Origin of the sequence: Pseudonocardia sp. HH130629-09 (genome assembly GCF_001294645.1) — a bacterium.
Classification (GTDB): domain Bacteria; phylum Actinomycetota; class Actinomycetes; order Mycobacteriales; family Pseudonocardiaceae; genus Pseudonocardia.
In genome coordinates this window covers 4,467,926-4,485,812 of record NZ_CP011868.1, presented here as the reverse complement: position 1 = coordinate 4,485,812, position 17,887 = coordinate 4,467,926, and the positions used below count along the sequence as shown (strand labels likewise).

Genomic DNA, 17,887 nt, shown 5'->3' with positions numbered 1-17,887 from the left:
CGTCGTCGGGTCAGGCGGTGCGCACGACCTGCGGTGCCGGTGCGGGACGCGGGCCGCCCGCGGGCGGCAGGATCGCGCGGCGCCACAGCTCGGCGACCGGGACGACCCCGCGGCAGGTGCCGTCCGGTGCTACGACGACCAGGTCGTCGTAGCCGCGGGCCGGGTCGCCGGCCAGACCGATCTCCATCGCGCGGTGCAGCGGGGTCCGCTCGTCGACGGTCCGCGGCGGGTCCGCCAGCTCGGTCGCCGGCTTCTCGGCCCACAGCGCGTGGCCGAACCTGCCTGCCAGCTGGAGCAGGACGCGGCTGCGGTCGAGGTAGCCGACCGGCCGGTGCGCCCGGTCGACCAGGACGATCCCGGCCGACTCGGGGCGGGCGCGCAGCACCTCGCGGGCGGTGTCGCCGACGGCGTCGTCGGGCAGGGTCACGGCCGGGACGGCGAGCCCGCGCACCGGGGGACCGGCCGGCCGGGGTGTCGCGGCGCGCTCGGGGACCGACGGCGTGACCCCGGGCGGTGTGACCCCGGGCGGCGCGGACCGAGGCGTGAACGGCTGCGGCACCGCGCTCAGCAGTCCGAGGAGCTCCGCACGGGTCGCCGGGTCGGCCTCGGGGACGGCGCGCGCCCCGCCCAGCAGCGGGCCCTGGGCGAGGGCGACGCCGGTCACGAACAGTCCGACCAGCCGGCCCGCGTCGTGGACCCCGGTCGCGGCGACCGGCGCCCCGGCCGTGCGGGACACCTCGATCACCGCGCGGACGGCCGCCCCCGTGCCCGCGTCGAGCACCCCGCCGCAGAGGTCGGGCTCCAGCTTCACCATGTCCGGCCGGACGGCGGCCACCACCTCGGGCCCGAACGCGCGCCCGGCCCCGTCGAGCCCGATCCGGAATCCCCACCGCCGCAGCTCGGCCAGTGCCGGGACGAGGTGCTCGGCCGGCGCCGCGGCGGCGATCGGCGGCCCCACCTCCAGCAGGGGGGCCACCGGGTCGGTGGCGTCGCCGAGCATCCCGCGCAGCCGCTCCCGCGCGTGCAGGACGGTGTCCGCGGCGACGTCGACCTGGATCGGGACCGTGCCGCCGTGCGCGCGGGCCGACGCGACCGCCGAGACCGCGGTACCCGCGTCGAGCTCGGCGATCCGGCGGGCGTCCCAGCCGCGGTCGCGGGCCACGACGCCCACCGCGTCGTGCTGCCGGCGCGGCACCACTTCGACCCCGGCGACGCGACCGGTGCGCAGATCGTGCACGGGGACGTACGCGAAGCGCTGGTCGGCCATGGTGCGGTCCGTTCGAGTGAAAGTGATCGACTGACGCTCACACATTGTCACGTCGATGTGGACCGAACGGGGACCAGAGATGAACAGCGGGTGGACTGACTCGGTGCGCCCGGCCGGTGACCGGGCGCAGCCGGGGTCAGGAGCGCTTCTCGCCGCGGGTCATCGCCAGCACGTCCAGGGCGCGGTCCAGCTCGGCCTCGGTGAGCGTCCCGTTCGCCACGTGCCCGCGCTCGATCACGACCTCGCGGATGGTCCGGCGCTCCTTCAGCGCCTGCTTCGCGATGGCCGCCGCCTCCTCGTAACCGATCTTCGAGTTCAGCGGGGTGACGATCGACGGCGAGGACTCGGCGTACTCGCGGGTGCGCTCGAGGTCGGCCTCCATCCCGTCGACGACCTTGTCGGCGAGCAGCCGCGCCACGTTCGCGATCAGTCGTGCGGACTCCAGCACGTTGCGCGCCATCACCGGCATCATCACGTTCAGCTCCAGGTTGCCCTGGCTGCCGGAGAAGCCGACGCACGCGTCGTTGCCCATGACCTGGGCGCAGACCATCATCGTGGCCTCGCAGATCACCGGGTTGACCTTGCCCGGCATGATCGAGCTGCCCGGCTGCAGGTCCGGCAGGTGGATCTCGGCCAGCCCGGTCCGCGGTCCGGACGACAGCCAGCGCAGGTCGTTGGCGATCTTGTAGAGCGACACGGCGACGGTGCGCAGCGCGCCGGAGGCCTCGACCAGGCCGTCGCGCGAGCCCTGGGCCTCGATGTGGTCGGTGGCCTCGGCGAGCTGCTCCAGACCGGTGGTCTCGCGCAGCTTCGCGACGACGGCGGCGCCGAACCCGTCCGGCGCGTTCAGTCCGGTGCCGACCGCGGTCCCGCCGATCGGCAGGACGGCGAGGCGGGGCAGTGCGTCGCGGACGCGGTCGGCGCCGTAGCCGGCCTGGCTGGCCCAGCCACCCGCCTCCTGGCCGAGGGTGATCGGGACGGCGTCCATCAGGTGGGTGCGGCCGGCCTTCACGACCTCCGACCAGTCCGCGGCGCGGCGGCGCAACGCGGCCTCGAGGTGCTCCAGCGCCGGGACGACCTCGGTCGCCAGCGCCTCGGTGGCGGCGAGGTGGATGGTCGTCGGGAAGACGTCGTTCGACGATTGGGAGGCGTTGACGTGGTCGTTCGGGTGTACGTCCGTGCCGGCGCGGGCGGCCACCGAGGCGATCACCTCGTTGGCGTTCATGTTCGACGACGTGCCGGAGCCCGTCTGGAAGACGTCGACCGGGAAGTGGTCGTCGTGCCCGCCCGCGGCCACCTCGTCGGCGGCCGCGGCGATCGCGCGGGCCCGGTCGTCGTCCAGTACGCCCAGCTCGCCGTTCACCCGGGCCGCGGCCGCCTTGACCAGGCCGAGCGCGCGGATCTGGGCGCGCTCCAGGCCACGGCCGGAGATCGGGAAGTTCTCCACCGCGCGCTGGGTCTGGGCCCGCCACAGCGCGTCGGCGGGGACCCGGACCTCGCCCATGGTGTCGTGCTCGATGCGGAAGTCCTCGCTCATGGGCGAAGGTCTACTCCTCCGCGACCCGTCCCGCAGTGTTAAGTGAGCCTAACCTCACGGCAGCGGCGGGGCCTCGCCCTCGACGCCGTCGAAGTCGACGGAGGAGAACTCGCGCAGCTTGGTGAGGCGGTGGTAGCCGTCGATCAGCCGCACCGTGCCGGACTTGGACCGCATCACGATCGACTGGGTGGTCGCGCCGCCGCCCCGGTAGTGGACGCCGCGCAGCAGCGGGCCGTCGGTGATGCCGGTGGCGCAGAAGAAGACGTTCTCGCCGCGCACGAGCTCGGCGGTGGTCAGGACCTTGTCGAGGTCGTGGCCCGCGGCGAGGGCCTTCTCCCGCTCGGCGTCGTCGGTGGGCCACAGGCGGCCCTGGATCTCGCCGCCCATGCACTTGAGCGCGGCCGCGGTGATGATGCCCTCCGGGGTGCCGCCGACGCCGTAGAGCATGTCCACACCCGAGTTGGGACGTGCCGCGGCGATGGCGCCGGCGACGTCGCCGTCGGAGATGAAGGAGATCCGGGCGCCGGCCTCGCGGATCTCGGCGACGATCTGCTCGTGCCGCGGGCGGTCGAGCACGCAGACCGTCACGTCGGCGACGTCGGTCTCCTTCGCCTGCGCGACCCGGCGGATGTTCTCCGCGACCGGTGCGGTGATGTCGATGACGTCGGCCGAGTCCGGGCCGACCGCGATCTTCTCCATGTAGAACACCGCGGACGGGTCGAACATCGCGTCGCGCTCGGCGACGGCGAGCACCGCGAGCGCGTTCGGCATGCCCTTGGCCATCAGCGTGGTGCCGTCGATGGGGTCGACGGCGACGTCGCAGAACGGGCCCTCGCCGTTCCCGACCTCCTCGCCGTTGAACAGCATCGGGGCCTCGTCCTTCTCGCCCTCGCCGATGACGACGACACCGCGCATCGACACCGACGAGATGAGCTGGCGCATGGCGTCGACGGCGGCGCCGTCGCCACCGTTCTTGTCGCCCTTGCCGACCCAGCGGCCCGCGGCCATGGCGGCGGCCTCGGTGACCCGGACCAGCTCCATCGCCAGGTTGCGGTCGGGCGCCTCACGACGGCGGGGGGCGGGGCTGGCGGACTGGCTCACGGATACGTCTCCATTCACGGGCGGCGTGCTCGTCGGCGACGTCCCCTCGCCCGGGTGGTGACCGGCGTACGGGGAGGCGCCCGGCGATCCTCGCACGTGGGGCCCCGGGGGAGCAGTGATGAGCGACCGACGCCATGCCTGGGACGATGGACACGTGAGCGCACGACCTGACCCGGGAACGCCGTCCTCGGAGCGCCCGGAGGCCTCGGGGCCCGGCGGGTCCCCGGCGGCCCCGAATCCGGCTGCCCCTGACCCGGCCGCGCCTGTTTCCCCAGCCGCGGACCCGGCTGCGGACTCGGACCCGGCTCCCGCTGCGGCCCGGGCTCCGGCCGCCGCGCCCGCGGATGCGGCTCGGGCCGGACGGCCGCAGCCGCCGCCGGTGACCCGCCGGATCCCGGAGGCCGGCCCGCAGGCGATGCACAAGCCCGGCCGCGGCGACGCGTCGGTGCGCGACCTGATCTGGGCCTGCCTGATCCTCGTCCCGGTCGCGCTGCTGATCTTCTCGGTCGGCGGGTCGTGCTCGTTCTCGCCCGGCAGCCCGGCCGAGGACGCCGCGTCGGCGCCCACAGTCGATGCCCCGGCCCGGATCGCCGAGTACGCCCGCGGCTCGACCTTCCCGCTGCGGCTGCCGGACGTGCCGTTCCGGGCCAACTCCACCGACCGTGGCCCGGTCGAGGGCGGCGGCACCGCCGTGCGCATCGGCTTCGTCACTCCCGACGCTGACTTCCTGAGCCTGGTCCAGACCGACGGGTCGGTCGAGGGCGTCCTCGCCACCGAGTCCGGCTCCGCGGGCCGAGGCGACGGACCCCCGACGATGCGCGGCGCCGTGCAGGCGGGCGGCCTGACCTGGGAGGTCTACGGCGCCGAGGGCGGCGAGCCCTTCCGGATCGCGACGCTGCCCGGCCGTCCCGAGGTCCGTGTCCTGGTGACCGGCTCGGCGTCGGAGGACCGGTTCCGAACCCTCGCCGAAGCCCTCACCACCGCCCGAGTCTTCCCACCCGGTTCCTGACCCCGGTCCCACACGGAGTCCGACGTCCCACAGGGGGTCCGATCCCGTGTGCGCCGCCGGAACCCTGTGGGACGTGGTTGTCCACATCGCGGGGGGTTGTCTACAGGGGCGGGGTTCGGGGGCGTGGGTGGGGGCGTTGCGGGGCAGGGTCGGGGCATGGACCTTCTGCCCGGTACGACGCCCGTGCGGCGCTCGGAGCTGCTCGCCGCGGGGATGAGCGAGGCCGAGATCCGCCACACCGTGGGCTCGGGGGCGATCGTGCGGGTCTGCCGCGGGAGGTACCGCGGTGCCGGGCCGCCGGGGTCGCCGGGCCCGCCGGGGACACTGGGGCCACCGAGGCCGCGGGGGGATCCCGGTCGGCACTGGGAGGAGCTCGTCGCCGGGCACGAGCGCGCCGTGCGCGGGGTGGTGCGTCGGCTCGAGTCGCCCGCGGTCGTCAGCCACGTCTCCGCCGCGGTCGTGCACGACACCGAGATCTGGGACGTGCCGCTGGACCGCGTCCACGCCACGCGGTCGGCGTCGACCGGGGCTCGCCGGGGATACGACCTCGTCATCCACGCGGTGCCCCTCGATCCCGCGGAGACGCTGCGGGTGCGCGGGATCCTGGTGACCGCGCCCGCCCGCACCGTCGCCGACGTGGCCAGGACGGTGCCGTTCGGTCAGGCGGTCGTCGTCGCGGACGGTCTGGCCCGGCGGTACGGGCTCCTGACCGCGGCACGCCCCGAGCGTCGTCGCCGGGGGACGGTGGCCGCGGTGCGCGTGGCGCGGTTCGCCGACGGGCGCGCCGCGAGCCCGGGCGAGTCACGGAGCCGCGTGCTGTTCCACGCGGCCGGGCTCCCGGTCCCCGACCTGCAGCGCGAGGTCCGGGTCGCCGGCGGCCGGTGGTGCGCGACCGTCGACTTCTGGTGGGACGGCAGCCCGCCCGTCGTCGGGGAGTTCGACGGCGAGGGGAAGTACGGGCGTCTGCTCCCGCCGGGGAGGACCGCAGGGCAGGTGATCACCGAGGAGAAGGTCCGCGAGGACCGGCTCCGTGACCTGGGCCTGCACGTCGTCCGGTGGACCTGGCGCGACCTGGACGCCCCCACCGCCCTCCTGACCCGCCTCCGCACAAGGCTGCCGCCCCGGTGACCTCCCACACCGGATGCGGCGTCCCACACGGGGCCGGAACCCGTGTGGGACGCCGCATCCCGTGTCGGAAGCTCAGGTGCCGTCGGGGTCGTCGGAGTCGGCGTCGGCCAGCTTCTCCTCGATGCGGGTGCGGGCGCCGGCGAGCTGGGCGTCGCAGCGCTTGGCCAGGGCCTCGCCGCGCTCCCACAGCGCGACGGACTCGTCCAGGCCGAGGCCGCCGACCTCCAGCGCGCGCACGACCTCCATGAGCTCGTCGCGGGCCTTCTCGTAGCCCAGGGTCTCCACTGCCGGTCGGTCGCTCATCGGGTCTCCGGGTCGGGGGTGGTGGTCACGGTGGCGGCGACGGCGCCGTCGGCGACCCGGATCCGCAGGCCGGTGCCGGCGGGCGCGTCGGCGACCGACCGCAGGAGCGGGGGCACGTCGTCGGTGCGGTCGGCGAGCTGCACGATCGCGTAGCCGCGCGCCAGGGTCGCGGTCGGGCCGAGCGCGGCGAGCCGGGCGCCCAGGTGCTCCAGCTCCGACGACGCCCGGTCCAGCCGGCGCAGCACCGCGCGGTGGGCGGCGGCGCGGGCGTCGGCGATCTCGCCCTCCCGGGCGGTGACCATGCGCAGCGGGTCGGCGAGCACCGGCCGCCGTCGCAGGTCGTCGAGGCGGTGCTGCTCGCGGTCGACCCAGTCGTGCAGGGCTCGGCGGGCCCGGTCGCGCAGCCCGGAGATCCGGGCGGTCTCCTCGGCGAGGTCGGGGACCAGGCTGCGTCCGGCCTCGGTCGGGGTGGAGCAGCGCACGTCGGCGACGTGGTCGACCAGCGGGGTGTCCGGCTCGTGCCCGATGGCCGACACGACCGGGGTGCGGCAGGCGGCGACGGCGCGGCACAGCGTCTCGTCGGAGAAGGGCAGCAGGTCCTCGACGCTGCCGCCGCCGCGGGCGAGCACGATGACCTCGACGTCCGGGTCGCGGTCGAGCGCCCGCAGCGCGCCGACGACCTGTTCCACCGCCAGCCCGCCCTGTACGGCGACGTTCTCGATCCGGAACCGCACCGCGGGCCAGCGCGCGGTGGCGTTGCGGACCACGTCGTGCTCGGCCGCGGAGTCGCGCCCGGTGACCAGACCGATGGTGTGCGGGAGCAGCGGCGGGCGCCGCTTGAGGGACGGGTCGAACAGTCCCTCGGCGGCGAGCAGCCTGCGCAGCCGCTCGATACGGGCCAGCAGCTCGCCGAGACCGACCGCGCGGATCCGGTCGACGCGCAGCGACAGCGTGCCGCGCCCCAGGTAGAACGACGGCTTGCCGTGCACGATCACCCGGCTGCCCTCGGTCACGGCGCCGCCGGCGTCGCGCACCAGCGACGACGGCGCCGTCAGCTGCAGGGAGATGTCGGCGGCCGGGTCGCGCAGGGTCAGGAACGCGGTCCCGGAGCGGGCGTTGACCTGGGCGAGCTGGCCCTCGACCCACACCGCGCCGAGCCGGTCGACCCACTCGGCGATCTTGCGGGCGACCGTGCGGACCGGCCACGGGTCCTCCTCGGAGGTCGTGGCGCTCAACGGTTCTCGGACACCGTCGCGATCCGGTTCGTCAGCATCGTGACGTACGGCGGCCGGTTCTCGTGTGCGGTCTCCCAGGCGAGGAGGTCCGCGAGGTCGTCGAGGCTCAGTGTGCGGAGCTTGCCGCGCAGCTGGGGCACGGTCATCGTCGGGTACTCGGGCAGCACGGCCGGCACGGTCGCGCTCGCCTCGGCCCGGTTCGACGCCGCCGCCGGCCGGGACGACGGGGACCGGTCGATCGGGATGCCGGTGCGGGCGGGCCGCAGCGACGACACGGTGCCGTTGCGGCCGGCCGGGGCGGCGGGCGGCAGCGGCGGGGCGATCGGCTCCGGGTCGGGCGGCGAGAGGTCGGCGCCGTCGGCCAGGTCGTCGTCGAAGGTCGCCCAGCTGGGGACGTCGTCGGCGGGACGCAGGGTGCCCAGCGCGCGGTCGCCCTTGATCGCCAGCTCGGTGATCCGCTGCTGGACCCGCATGGACACCTGCAACGCCTGGCTGACTGCGGTCACCGGCAGCTCGACGGCGTGTCGCGGCAGCTCTCGGGCCTGCTCGACGGCGGTCACGACGAGGCCGGCGGCGATCCGCACGGGGAACGGCAGCGGAGACATGCACGCCATTGTCCCCTGATCCGCGGTCGCCTGTCGCGCCGGGCGCCCGGTCGGGCCGGTCACGTACGGCTGCCCGTTCCGGGGGTGGTCCGTACCCTGGGGGCATGTCCGGTTCTGCCAAGCAGGTCCTGCTCGCCAAGCCCCGCGGCTACTGCGCGGGCGTCGACCGTGCCGTCGAGGCGGTGGAGCAGGCACTCGACCAGTACGGCGCCCCCGTGTACGTCCGCAAGGAGATCGTGCACAACAAGCACGTGGTGGAGACGCTGCGCGAGCGCGGCGCGATCTTCGTCGACGAGGCGTCGGAGGTCCCGGAGGGTGCGCACGTCGTGTTCTCCGCGCACGGCGTCTCGCCCGCGGTCCGTGCCGAGGCCTCGGGCCGGAACCTGCAGACCATCGACGCGACCTGCCCGCTGGTGACCAAGGTCCACCAGGAGGCGAAGCGGTTCGCCCGCGAGGACTACGACATCCTGCTCGTCGGGCACGCCGGGCACGAGGAGGTCGAGGGGACCTCCGGTGAGGCGCCCCAGCACATCCAGCTCGTCGAGTCCGCCGCCGACGTCGACTCCGTGACCGTCCGCGACCCGGAGAAGGTCGTGTGGCTCTCGCAGACCACGCTCAGCGTCGACGAGACCATGGATACCGTGCGCGCCCTGCGCGAGCGGTTCCCGAAGCTGCAGAACCCCCCGTCTGACGACATCTGCTACGCCACGCAGAACCGTCAGGTCGCGGTGAAGACGATGGCGCCGCGCTGCGACCTCGTGCTGGTCGTCGGGTCGCGGAACTCGTCGAACTCGGTGCGTCTGGTCGAGGTCGCCCTCGGCGCCGGCGCCGGCGCCTCGTACCTGATCGACTACGCCCGTGAGATCGACGAGTCGTGGCTCGACGGCGTCACGACGGTCGGGATTACCAGCGGCGCGTCGGTGCCGGAGATCCTGGTGCAGGGCGTCGTCGAGTACCTGGCCGAGCGCGGCTTCGGCTCGGTCGAGGAGGTCGACACCGCCGAGGAGACCCTGACCTTCTCGCTGCCCCGTGAGCTGCGCCCGCCGCGCGGCCGGTCGCTGGGCCTGACCCCGGTGAACTGAGCCCGTCACGCACGCCGCAGGCCCCGGACCGACTCGGTCCGGGGCCTGCGGCGTACAGGGGGTGGGGCGGTCAGCCCGCCGCGCGGTCCGCCTGGACCTGCTTCGCCGACACGACCTGCACCTGGTCACCGATCTGCAGGGTGTCGAACCAGAGCTTCGCGTTCTCCGGGGCGAGCCGGACGCAGCCCGCCGACGGGGTGTCGGTGCGGCCCTCGTGGAAGGCGATGCCGCCGTCCTGGAAGAACACCGCCCACGGCATCGGGGCGGGCTCGCCGTTGGTCATCGTGTACTCGCCACTCTTGTGGAGCTGCTCCTTGCGGTACACCCGCAGGGAGTGGCCGATCGGGGTCTCCTTGCCCGGGCCGCCGATGGCGACCGGGACGGGCCCGTGAGTGATCTTCCCGTCGGTGAACAGCCAGGAGCGCTGCGAGTCGAGGTCGACACAGGCGCGGGCCGTGACGGTGCACGGGGTGCCCGCGACGAGCGGCTGGTCCCGGAAGGCCTGGGCGGCCGGGGTCCCGGCGATCGCGGTGCCGACGCCGATCAGCGCGACGGCCGCGGTGACCAGCGCGACGACGATCGCGGGTCGCGTCCTGCGGGGGCTGCGGGTGGTCGACATGGCTCTCCAGTGGTTCCGGCGTGCGTCGGGGGGAGCGGCGGGGTCACGCCGTGCCCCCGATGGGGAAGACGCTCGGGAGGGCAGTGGGTTGCTCCCATTGTCCGGTCCGTCGTCACCCGGGCGGTCTGCGGGGTACGTTCCGGCCGTCCACCTGGGCGGATGCATGCGGAGCGCCGGTTCCGCCGTCAGCGGGTGTCGCGGCGTGTCCGGCCGGTCGCCCCGCGCGTCGACCCGCGGGTGGGATCGGAGCGGGACGGATCGACACGGGGGGACTCCGCGCGGGAGGAGCCGGAGCGCGCGGACCCGGTGGAGCGCGCTGCGGAGCCGGTGCGCGAGACCCCGGTGCCGGTGGACCCGGCGCGCGCGGTGGACCCGGTGCGGGCCGCGTCGCGCCGGGCGGAGCCGGTCGGGGTCGACCCGGTGGCCGACCCGGTGCGGGCAGTGCCGGACGTGCCGGACCGGGCCGCGGTCGCCGTGCCGGGGGTACCCGCACCGCGCGGCGCCCGGGTCCGCCCGCCGGGCCCGTCCGGGTCGTACCCGCCCGGGTCACGGCCCAGGCGCTGCCGCAGCCGGCCGACCGCGTCGTCCGGGCCCAGCCGCTGGCGCAGCACCCGCAGGCCGGCGACGAGCAGCACGACCAGCGTGGTCACCGCCATCGCCGGGAACGCGTTGATGAGCGGTGCGCCCGCCATGAGCAGGCTCTGCGCCGCGCCGCCACCGGACGGGGCGCCGATGAGCACCGCGACCAGCGGGACGACGACGGCGAGCAGCAGCGGCGGCTGCACGGCCGGCAGGAACAGGCTGCGCCGGCGGACCCAGGACACCGCGAGCACGCAACCGAGCAGGTAGCAGACCTCGAACACCCGACCGACGGTGCCGATCCGCAGCAGGTCCACCAGGACCCCGAGAGCGGTGGTGCCGACGGCCAGGGCGGTCGCCGCGAGCGGCGGGACCCCGAGGACCGGGGGGAGCAGGGACCGCTCGCGCACCGGCCAGCCACCGCGCGCGGGGGCGGACCCCCGGCCGGGCCGGCGGGCCGAACTCGATCGGGCCGTGGTCACCCGGTCAGCCTAACCCCTCCCGCCACGGTGTCCCGGCCGCCACGTCGTGTTCCGTGTCGCCGTCGCCGAACGTGCCCGGATGTGCGCCGTCGGGTCGGCCACCGCCGGATCGGGTGCCGTCCGTCCGGTTGTGGTCGGGCCGTCCGAGGTCCTCCAGGGACACCAGCGAGTCCCCGGCGGAGGCGACCAGCTCGGGTGCGGAGACACCGCGCGGGGTCCGGTCGACCGTCGCGGGGGTCTCCAGCTCGGTGTCGGACACCTGCAGCTCGGTGAACTTCCGGGCGCTCACCAGGACCCGGGCCTCCAGCGAGGAGACGGTCCGGTTGTAGCTGTCCACGACCGCGTCGAGGCTGCGGCCGAGCTTCGCGACGTGGGTGCCCATCGTCGCGAGGCGCCCGTGCAGCTCGCGCCCGAGCCGGTGCACCTGGGCGGCGTTGCGGGCCAGCGCCTCCTGCTTCCAGCCGTAGGCGACGGTGCGCAGCAGCGCGACGAGGGTGGTCGGCGTCGAGAGCACGACGTTGCGGCCGAAGGCGTACTCCAGCAGCCCCGGGTCCGAGCGGAGTGCGGCCTCCAGGAACGGGTCGCCGGGCACGAACAACACCACGAACTCCGGTGTGGGCTCGAACGACTCCCAGTAGGCCTTGGCGGAGAGCTGGTCCACGTGCGTGCGCAGCTGCCGGGCGTGCGCGGCGAGCCGCTCGGTGTGCACGTCCGGGTCCGAGGCCTCGACCGCCTGCAGGTAGGCCGCGAACGGCACCTTCGCGTCGACGACGACCTGCTTGCCGCCCGCGAGCCGGACCAGCATGTCCGGGCGGACCCCGCCGTCCTCCCCGGCGGCGGACACCTGGGTGGAGAAGTCGCAGTGCTCGATCATCCCGGCCATCTCGGCGACCCGCTGCAGCTGCATCTCACCCCACCGGCCCCGCACCTGCGGCGCCCGCAGCGCGTTGACCAGCGCCTTCGTCTCGGTGCCGAGCCTGTCCGAGCTCGCCGCCATCGCCCTGACCTGCTCGCGGAGCCCGGCATAGGCGGACTCGCGTTCCTTCTCCACCGTCCGCAGCTGCCCCTCGACCCGGCCCAGCGCCGCCGATACCGGGTCGAGCAGCTGCTCGACGGCCTTCGCGCGGGCCGCCTGGTCGCCGTCGGCCCTGGCCGCGAGCGCGGCGGTCGCCTCCTTGATCCGGCTCTCCGCCAGTGCCACGAACGCCTCGTTGTTGCGGGCCAGCGCGTCCTGCGACAGCGCGGCGAAGGAGTCCTTCAGCTCGGCCTCACGGCGCACCGTCGCGGCCTCGGCCTGCGCCCGGGCCTCCCGCTCGGCGCGCAGCGCGGCGGTGGCCCCGGCGGCCTCGGACTCGGCGCGCCGGGCCCGGTTCGTCGCGTCGTCGAGCGACTCGTGCAGCTCCTCGACCCGCTCGAGCAGCGCGGTGCGCTCGGCGCGCAGGCCCGCCGCGTCCGCCCGGGTGGTGGCGGCGGTGTTCGCGGCGGCGCGGGCCGCCTCGGCCGCCTCGGCACGGAACCGGGCGGCGGCCACCGACCAGACCACGGCGGCGGCGACCGCCGCACCGAGCATCGATCCGAGGAGCAGGCTGAGGACGTCCACCCCCGCAGCGTGCACCGCACCCCCGACAGTTCCGCGTCGCCGCAGGTCGGCGGCGTGTCCGGAGTCCGGTGTCCCGCACCGGATCGCAGGGGGAGGCCTGCGGCCGTGCGGGTTGCCCCGGCGAGACGGATGCCGCGCGGGGCGAACCGGTTCGCTATGCACACGTCTTCTCCGGTGTCGGACCTTCGGGGGCCGACGGTCCGGGCCGGGGGGCCCGGGCGCCGCGAGAGTGAGAGAGGTACCTGTGATGACCACCCGACTCGCCCGCACCATCGGCCGTACGGCCGCCACGACCACCGCCGCCCTGGCTGTCGCCGCCGCGGCCGTGCTCGTCCCGGCCGGGGTCGCCTCGGCCGCACCCGCGACGCCGGCGGGGGACCCGGCGCCCAGCGCCTGCCGACCGGCGAACCAGCAGGCGACCATCCACCCGGCGCCGGCGAGCGCCGGGCACCGTCACTACTCGGTCGTGCTCAGCGCGGCCCCGGGCACCGCGCCGTGCCTGCTGTCCGGATCGCCGTCGGACCTGGTGTTCAGCCTGAACGGCTCGCCGCGCGCCTCCGAGGTCGCGGTGCCCTACGGCGACCAGCCCCGCGCCGTCGAGTTCGGGCCGGGGGAGCCCGTGCAGTTCGACGTGCAGATCCGCAACTCCGCCGGGCCCGCCCCGGCGAACGAGCTGGAGTTCTCGCTGCACGGTCCCGGCGGTGACATCCCGGGCAGCTTCCTGGCCCGGGGACCGATCGGCGTCGACGCCGGGATCCAGGTCGGACCGGTCACCGAGGGCTGACCCGGGGGCACCGGTGCCGGGGCACCCGGCGGCCGCGGTGCGCGATCCGCGGTCGCCGGGGACGGTCTCATACCGCCTCGTGCTCCAGCAGCCACCGCTTCACGGCCAGGCCGTAGCGGAACCCGCCCAGGGTCCCGTCGCTGCGCAGCACCCGGTGGCACGGGACGAACAGCGCCGCCGCGTTGGACGCGCAGGCGCCGGCCGCGGCACGCACCGCCGCGGGGCGGCCGGTCTTCTCGGCGTAGCCGGTGTAGGTGACCGGCGCCCCCGCGGGCACGGTCCGCAGCACGTCCCACGCCAGCTCCCGGTAGGGGCCGGACCGCTGGCGGACGGGCACGTCGTCGATCGCCGACAGCTCGCCGTCGTGGTAACGGTCGACCGCCTCGCCGACCGCGCCGAGGTCGCCCTCGACCACGGTCGCCGGGGCCAGCGAGCGGTGCACCAGGGCGAGTAGCTCGTCGACCGAGGCGGTCCAGCCGGAGGCGAGGACGTGGCCGTCGTCGTCGACGACCGCGGTGAACGGCCCGGCCGGGGTGTCCCGTGTGGACCACGTTGCTGTGCTCATGCGCTCCTCCGAGCGGTGGTGGTGGTGGTGGTGGTGGTGGTGGTGGACGTCGCGGCCCGCCAGAGATGGGTGGCGGCGTAGGACCGCCAGGGGGCCCAGGCGCGGGCGCGCGCGGTGAGCGCGGCCCCGTCGCCGGGCAGTCCGAGCGCCTCGGCGCCGCGGCGCACCGCGAGGTCGGAGGCGAGCAGCTCGTCGGGGTCGCCCAGGACACGCATGGCCAGGTAGCCGGCGCTCCAGGGGCCGATCCCGGGCAGCGCGCACAGCTCGGCGCGCAGGTCGTCCGGGTCGCGCCCGGGGTCGAGGGCGAGCGTGCCGTCGGCGAGCGCGGCACACAGCCCGCGCAGCGACGACGCCCGTCGGGCCGGGCCCGCGAGGTCGGCGTCGACGAGGGCCCCCGGCGCGGGGAACAGCAGGTGCGGCCCGTCGTCGTCGCACAGCTCCGCGGGCAGCGGCGTCCCGTGCGTGGCCGCGAGCCGGGCCGCGGCGGTGCGGGCGGCGGCGACCGACACCTGCTGGCCCAGCACCGTGCGGACCGCCGTCTCGGCGGGGTCGACGGTGCCCGCCAGCCGGATCCCGGGCGTCGCGGCGACCAGGGGGGCGAGTGCGTCGTCGGCACCCAGCACGGCGTCGACGGCGAGCGGGTCGGCGTCGAGGTCGAGCAGCCGGCGCAGCCGGGACACTGCGGGCCCGACGTCCCGCGGGTCGGACGCCCGCAGCGTCGCCACCACGGCCCCGGGCCGCGCGGTCAGGTCCAGCGCGACGGCGGCCGGTCCGTGCGGCAGCCGCAGCGTGCGGCGGTAGGTGCCGCCGCCGACTGTCTCGACACCGTCGACCGCGCGGGCCGCGAGGTGGTCGAGCAGACCGTGCGGGTCGAACGGGGACCGGTAGGGCAGCCGCAGCACGAGTGCCCCGGGCGGGCCGGGCTCGCGGTTGCGCGTGCGGCGTGCGGCCTCGGCGCGCAGCTGGGACGGCGGGACGCCGTAGACGGCGCGGACGGTGTCGTTGAACTGCCGGACGCTGCCGAACCCGGCGGCGAACGCGACGTCGGCCAGCCCGAGCGGGGTGGTCTCGACCAGGATGCGGGCGGTGTGCGCGCGCTGCGCGCGGGCCAGGGCCAGCGGCCCGGCACCCACCTCGGAGGTGAGGATCCGGCCGAGCTGGCGGGGCGAGTAGCCCAGCCGCGACGCGAGCCCGGGGACCCCGTCGCGCTCGACGACGCCGTCGGCGATCAGGCGCATGGCCCGCCCCGCGGCGTCGGCACGCAGGTTCCACTCCGGCGAGCCGGGGACGGCGTCGGGCAGGCACCGCCGGCAGGCCCGGTAGCCCGCGGTCTGCGCGGCGGCCGCGGTCCGCAGGAACTCGACGTTGCGCGAGCGCGGGGGCGGTACCGGGCAGGACGGACGGCAGTAGATGCCGGTGGTGCGCACGGCCGTGACGAACTGGCCGTCGAACCGCGCGTCCCTGGCGGCGACGGCGCGGTAGCAGGAGTCGTGGTCGAGCAGCACGGCACCGACGATGCCACTGGGCGGCCGTCGTCACTGGCGGGAATCGGTCACCGGTGTCCGGGGGCCGGTCCAGGGCAGGCGCACGACGTCCTCTCGGTCCCGGTCGTCGAAGCTCGGCCCGGACGGGTGTGGCGCTCGGCCGTCCGGGTTGTGGGAGCCGTTTCGACGATGTCTGTGTGTCACCTGTGCGCTGTGCGACGGAGCATGCCTTACTCCCAACGGAGCTACATCGACGACCGACGGTGTTCATCCGTGCGGGTGTCGGCACGAGAGCGCTGCCCACGGTGCGCCCGTCCCGCAGCGGGTACGGGATCATGGTCACCGGCACGGACGAACTGGAGGCGATCATCGCGACCGAGGCCGTCGGGCCCGGCCCCGACACCCGCCGCGCAGGACGGGCGACCGCGGCCCGCACCCGCATCGTCGGGTGGGTCCTGCTGCTCGTGCTGGCCTCGCTCGGCGTCGTCACCCTGGTGACCTGGCTGCTGCTGATCGAGCAGGCGGACCGCCGGATCGACGGGGCGCTGAACTCCGAGATCGCCGAGTTCGCGCGCGTCACCAAGACCGGGGTCAACCCGACGACCGGCGAGCCCTACGGGTCGGTCGACGAGATCCTGCGGTCGGTGATCGCCGCCAACGTCGCGCGGCCCAACGAGAAGTTCCTCGGCTACCTCGACGGCCGGTTCCGCTGGGAGTCCCGCAGAACCAGCCCGCGTGTGCTGCTGCGCGAGGACCCGGGGTTCGCCGCGCTGGTCGCCGACGTCCGCCGGCCCACCCGCGGCTCGTACCCCAGCACGGCCGGCGAGGTGCGGTGGTCGGCGCTGCCGGTCGGGCTCGTCGGCGACCCGCAGCGCGGCGTCATCGTGATCGGCTACTTCACCGAGCGGGAGCACGAGGTCGCCCACCAGGCGGCGCGGCTCATGGGGCTGGTCGGGTTCGGGACGGCGCTGCTGTCCGCGGTCGGGGCGTGGCTGGTGGCCGGGCGGATCCTGCGGCCGCTGCGCGACGTCGCCGCGACCGCCCGCACGATCACCGGCCGGGACCTGTCGCGCCGGGTGCCGCAGCGCGCGCGGGCCCGCGACGAGATCGCCGAGCTCGCCACCACGCTGAACGCCATGCTCGACCGGGTGCAGAGCGGGATGGTGTCCCAGCGGCGCTTCGTCGACGATGCCGGGCACGAGCTGCGCACCCCGATCACGATCGTCCGCGGGCATCTCGGGGTGCTCGACCCGCACGACCCCGACGACGTCGCCGAGACCGTCGCCCTGGTCGACGACGAGCTGGAGCGCATGAACCGGCTGGTCTCGGAGATGCTCTCGCTGACCCGGGCCGAGCAGCCGTCGCTGCTGCGGACCGAGACCGTCGACGTGGCGACGCTGACCCGGGAGCTGTTCGAGAAGCTGACCGGTCTCGCCGACCGGGACTGGCGGCTGGAGGCCGTCGCCGCGGTGCGGTGCCGGATGGACCCGCAGCGGATCACCCAGGCCGTCGTCGCGCTGGCCGACAACGCGACCCGGTTCACCGGCGTCGGCGGCCGGATCGCGCTCGGCTCCGAGGCCGTCGACGACCGGCTGCGGATCTGGGTGGCCGACAGCGGCCCGGGTGTCGCGGCGGACGACCGGCACCGGGTGTTCCGGCGCTTCGCGCGCGGCGACGGCGCCCCCCGCTCCGACGGCGCCGGCCTCGGGCTGTCCATCGTCGAGGCCATCGCGACGACGCACGGTGGCCGTGTCCTGCTCGAGAGCACGCCGGGCCACGGGGCGACCTTCACGCTGGACCTCCCGAGGAGCGAGACGTGAGCAGCCGGATCCTGGTGGCCGAGGACGAGCCGCGCATCGCGTCGTTCGTGAAGAAGGGACTGGTCGGGGCCGGGTTCGAGGTCACGGTCGTCGCCGACGGCCCCGGGGTGCACGACCACGCCGTCACCGGGGAGTTCGACCTGCTCGTGCTCGACATCGGGCTGCCCGGGATGGACGGGTTCGAGGTCCTGCGCAGGCTGCGGGCCGCCGGCAGCGCCGTCCCGGTGATCATCCTGACGGCGCGCGACAGCGTCCACGACACCGTCGCCGGGCTGACCGGCGGCGCCGACGACTACATGGCCAAGCCGTTCCGGTTCGAGGAGCTGGTGGCCCGGATCCGGCTGCGGCTGGATCGCGCCCGTGCGGCCCCGGACCGGGACGTGCTGACCTTCCACGGCCTCGAGCTCGACCCCCGCACCCGGTACGTGACGGTGCACGGCCGGACCGTCGAGCTGTCGGTGCGCGAGTGCGAGCTCGCCGAGACGTTCCTGCGTCACCCGGGGCAGGTCCTGTCGCGCGACCAGCTGCTGCGGCTGGTGTGGGGACCCGCCGAGTCGGGGGCGTCGTCGAACGTCGTCGACGTCTACGTGCGCTACCTGCGCCGCAAGCTCGGCGCCGGGTGGATCGCGACCGTGCGCGGCGCGGGCTACCGGCTCGAACCGGGCTGAGGACCGGCGACTACGCTGG

At 75.5% G+C, this 17,887-nt stretch carries 17 protein-coding genes; 6 read left to right on the top strand and 11 right to left on the bottom strand.

All coding sequences use genetic code 11. The features are described 5' to 3' along the window. Positions 1-10 precede the first annotated feature (10 nt). From XF36_RS20685 to glpX, 3 genes are all read right to left on the bottom strand, one after another. Positions 11-1,267 carry an EAL domain-containing protein gene (locus XF36_RS20685; RefSeq protein WP_060713239.1) on the bottom strand — a complete coding sequence of 419 codons (1,257 nt, stop codon included), beginning with the start codon at positions 1,265-1,267 and terminating at the stop codon, positions 11-13. A gap of 136 nt (positions 1,268-1,403) precedes the next feature. Next, the gene (locus tag XF36_RS20680; protein ID WP_060713238.1) at positions 1,404-2,804 is read right to left on the bottom strand and encodes a class II fumarate hydratase; all 1,401 of its coding nucleotides are present in this window, start codon (positions 2,802-2,804) and stop codon (positions 1,404-1,406) included. Between the two features lie 54 nt (positions 2,805-2,858). Further along, positions 2,859-3,845 (bottom strand): class II fructose-bisphosphatase, encoded by a 987-nt coding sequence (gene glpX, locus XF36_RS20675; protein ID WP_238589355.1) that lies wholly within the window; start codon positions 3,843-3,845, stop codon positions 2,859-2,861. A 439-nt stretch (positions 3,846-4,284) separates the two neighbouring features. On the opposite strand from glpX, the gene XF36_RS20670 reads away from it, so the two are divergent. Together XF36_RS20670 and XF36_RS20665 are read left to right on the top strand one after the other, a co-directional pair. After that, the gene (locus XF36_RS20670) at positions 4,285-4,914 is read left to right on the top strand and encodes a DUF4245 domain-containing protein (protein ID WP_060713236.1); all 630 of its coding nucleotides are present in this window, start codon (positions 4,285-4,287) and stop codon (positions 4,912-4,914) included. A 156-nt stretch (positions 4,915-5,070) separates the two neighbouring features. Continuing rightward, positions 5,071-6,042: a hypothetical protein gene (locus XF36_RS20665; protein WP_064485470.1), complete on the top strand. Its 972-nt coding sequence runs from the start codon at positions 5,071-5,073 to the stop codon at positions 6,040-6,042. A gap of 72 nt (positions 6,043-6,114) precedes the next feature. On the opposite strand, the gene XF36_RS20660 is transcribed toward XF36_RS20665, so the two are convergent. From XF36_RS20660 to XF36_RS20650, 3 genes are read right to left on the bottom strand one after another with little or no spacing between them, the layout of a single operon-like run. Further along, complete coding sequence (locus XF36_RS20660; protein ID WP_060713234.1) at positions 6,115-6,345, bottom strand: exodeoxyribonuclease VII small subunit; 231 nt, start codon at positions 6,343-6,345, stop codon at positions 6,115-6,117. Then, entirely contained in the window at positions 6,342-7,580 is a 1,239-nt protein-coding gene (gene xseA / locus XF36_RS20655; protein WP_060713233.1) for an exodeoxyribonuclease VII large subunit, read from the bottom strand. Before xseA ends, XF36_RS20660 begins: the two co-directional genes overlap by 4 nt. Next, positions 7,577-8,185: a lipid droplet-associated protein gene (locus tag XF36_RS20650; RefSeq protein WP_060713232.1), complete on the bottom strand. Its 609-nt coding sequence runs from the start codon at positions 8,183-8,185 to the stop codon at positions 7,577-7,579. The genes xseA and XF36_RS20650 overlap by 4 nt, the downstream gene beginning before the upstream one ends. A 104-nt stretch (positions 8,186-8,289) precedes the next feature. Between XF36_RS20650 and XF36_RS20645 the strand changes: the two genes are divergently transcribed. After that, positions 8,290-9,267: a 4-hydroxy-3-methylbut-2-enyl diphosphate reductase gene (locus XF36_RS20645; RefSeq protein ID WP_060713231.1), complete on the top strand. Its 978-nt coding sequence runs from the start codon at positions 8,290-8,292 to the stop codon at positions 9,265-9,267. A gap of 70 nt (positions 9,268-9,337) precedes the next feature. Here the strand turns inward: XF36_RS20645 and XF36_RS20640 are convergent, their stop codons facing one another. From XF36_RS20640 to XF36_RS20630, 3 genes are all read right to left on the bottom strand, one after another. After that, positions 9,338-9,886, bottom strand: a complete 549-nt coding sequence (locus XF36_RS20640; protein WP_060713230.1) for a L,D-transpeptidase — start codon at positions 9,884-9,886, stop codon at positions 9,338-9,340. Positions 9,887-10,071: 185 nt separating this feature from the next. Next, positions 10,072-10,875: a DUF6542 domain-containing protein gene (locus XF36_RS20635; protein ID WP_060713229.1), complete on the bottom strand. Its 804-nt coding sequence runs from the start codon at positions 10,873-10,875 to the stop codon at positions 10,072-10,074. Between the two features lie 76 nt (positions 10,876-10,951). Then, complete coding sequence (locus XF36_RS20630) at positions 10,952-12,547, bottom strand: DNA recombination protein RmuC (RefSeq protein ID WP_064485469.1); 1,596 nt, start codon at positions 12,545-12,547, stop codon at positions 10,952-10,954. 247 nt (positions 12,548-12,794) lie between these two features. On the opposite strand from XF36_RS20630, the gene XF36_RS31760 reads away from it, so the two are divergent. Further along, positions 12,795-13,331, top strand: a complete 537-nt coding sequence (locus XF36_RS31760; RefSeq protein ID WP_060713228.1) for a hypothetical protein — start codon at positions 12,795-12,797, stop codon at positions 13,329-13,331. Between the two features lie 67 nt (positions 13,332-13,398). Here the strand turns inward: XF36_RS31760 and XF36_RS20620 are convergent, their stop codons facing one another. After that, on the bottom strand, positions 13,399-13,896 hold the full coding sequence (locus XF36_RS20620) for a methylated-DNA--[protein]-cysteine S-methyltransferase (protein ID WP_060713227.1): 498 nt from the start codon (positions 13,894-13,896) through the stop codon (positions 13,399-13,401). Beyond that, positions 13,893-15,401, bottom strand: a complete 1,509-nt coding sequence (locus XF36_RS20615; RefSeq protein WP_082375543.1) for a DNA-3-methyladenine glycosylase 2 family protein — start codon at positions 15,399-15,401, stop codon at positions 13,893-13,895. Before XF36_RS20615 ends, XF36_RS20620 begins: the two co-directional genes overlap by 4 nt. A 314-nt stretch (positions 15,402-15,715) precedes the next feature. On the opposite strand from XF36_RS20615, the gene XF36_RS20610 reads away from it, so the two are divergent. Together XF36_RS20610 and XF36_RS20605 are read left to right on the top strand one after the other, a co-directional pair. After that, the gene (locus XF36_RS20610; protein WP_060714864.1) at positions 15,716-17,200 is read left to right on the top strand and encodes a sensor histidine kinase; all 1,485 of its coding nucleotides are present in this window, start codon (positions 15,716-15,718) and stop codon (positions 17,198-17,200) included. Next, complete coding sequence (locus XF36_RS20605; RefSeq protein ID WP_060713225.1) at positions 17,197-17,868, top strand: response regulator transcription factor; 672 nt, start codon at positions 17,197-17,199, stop codon at positions 17,866-17,868. Before XF36_RS20610 ends, XF36_RS20605 begins: the two co-directional genes overlap by 4 nt. Positions 17,869-17,887: the final 19 nt, after the last annotated feature.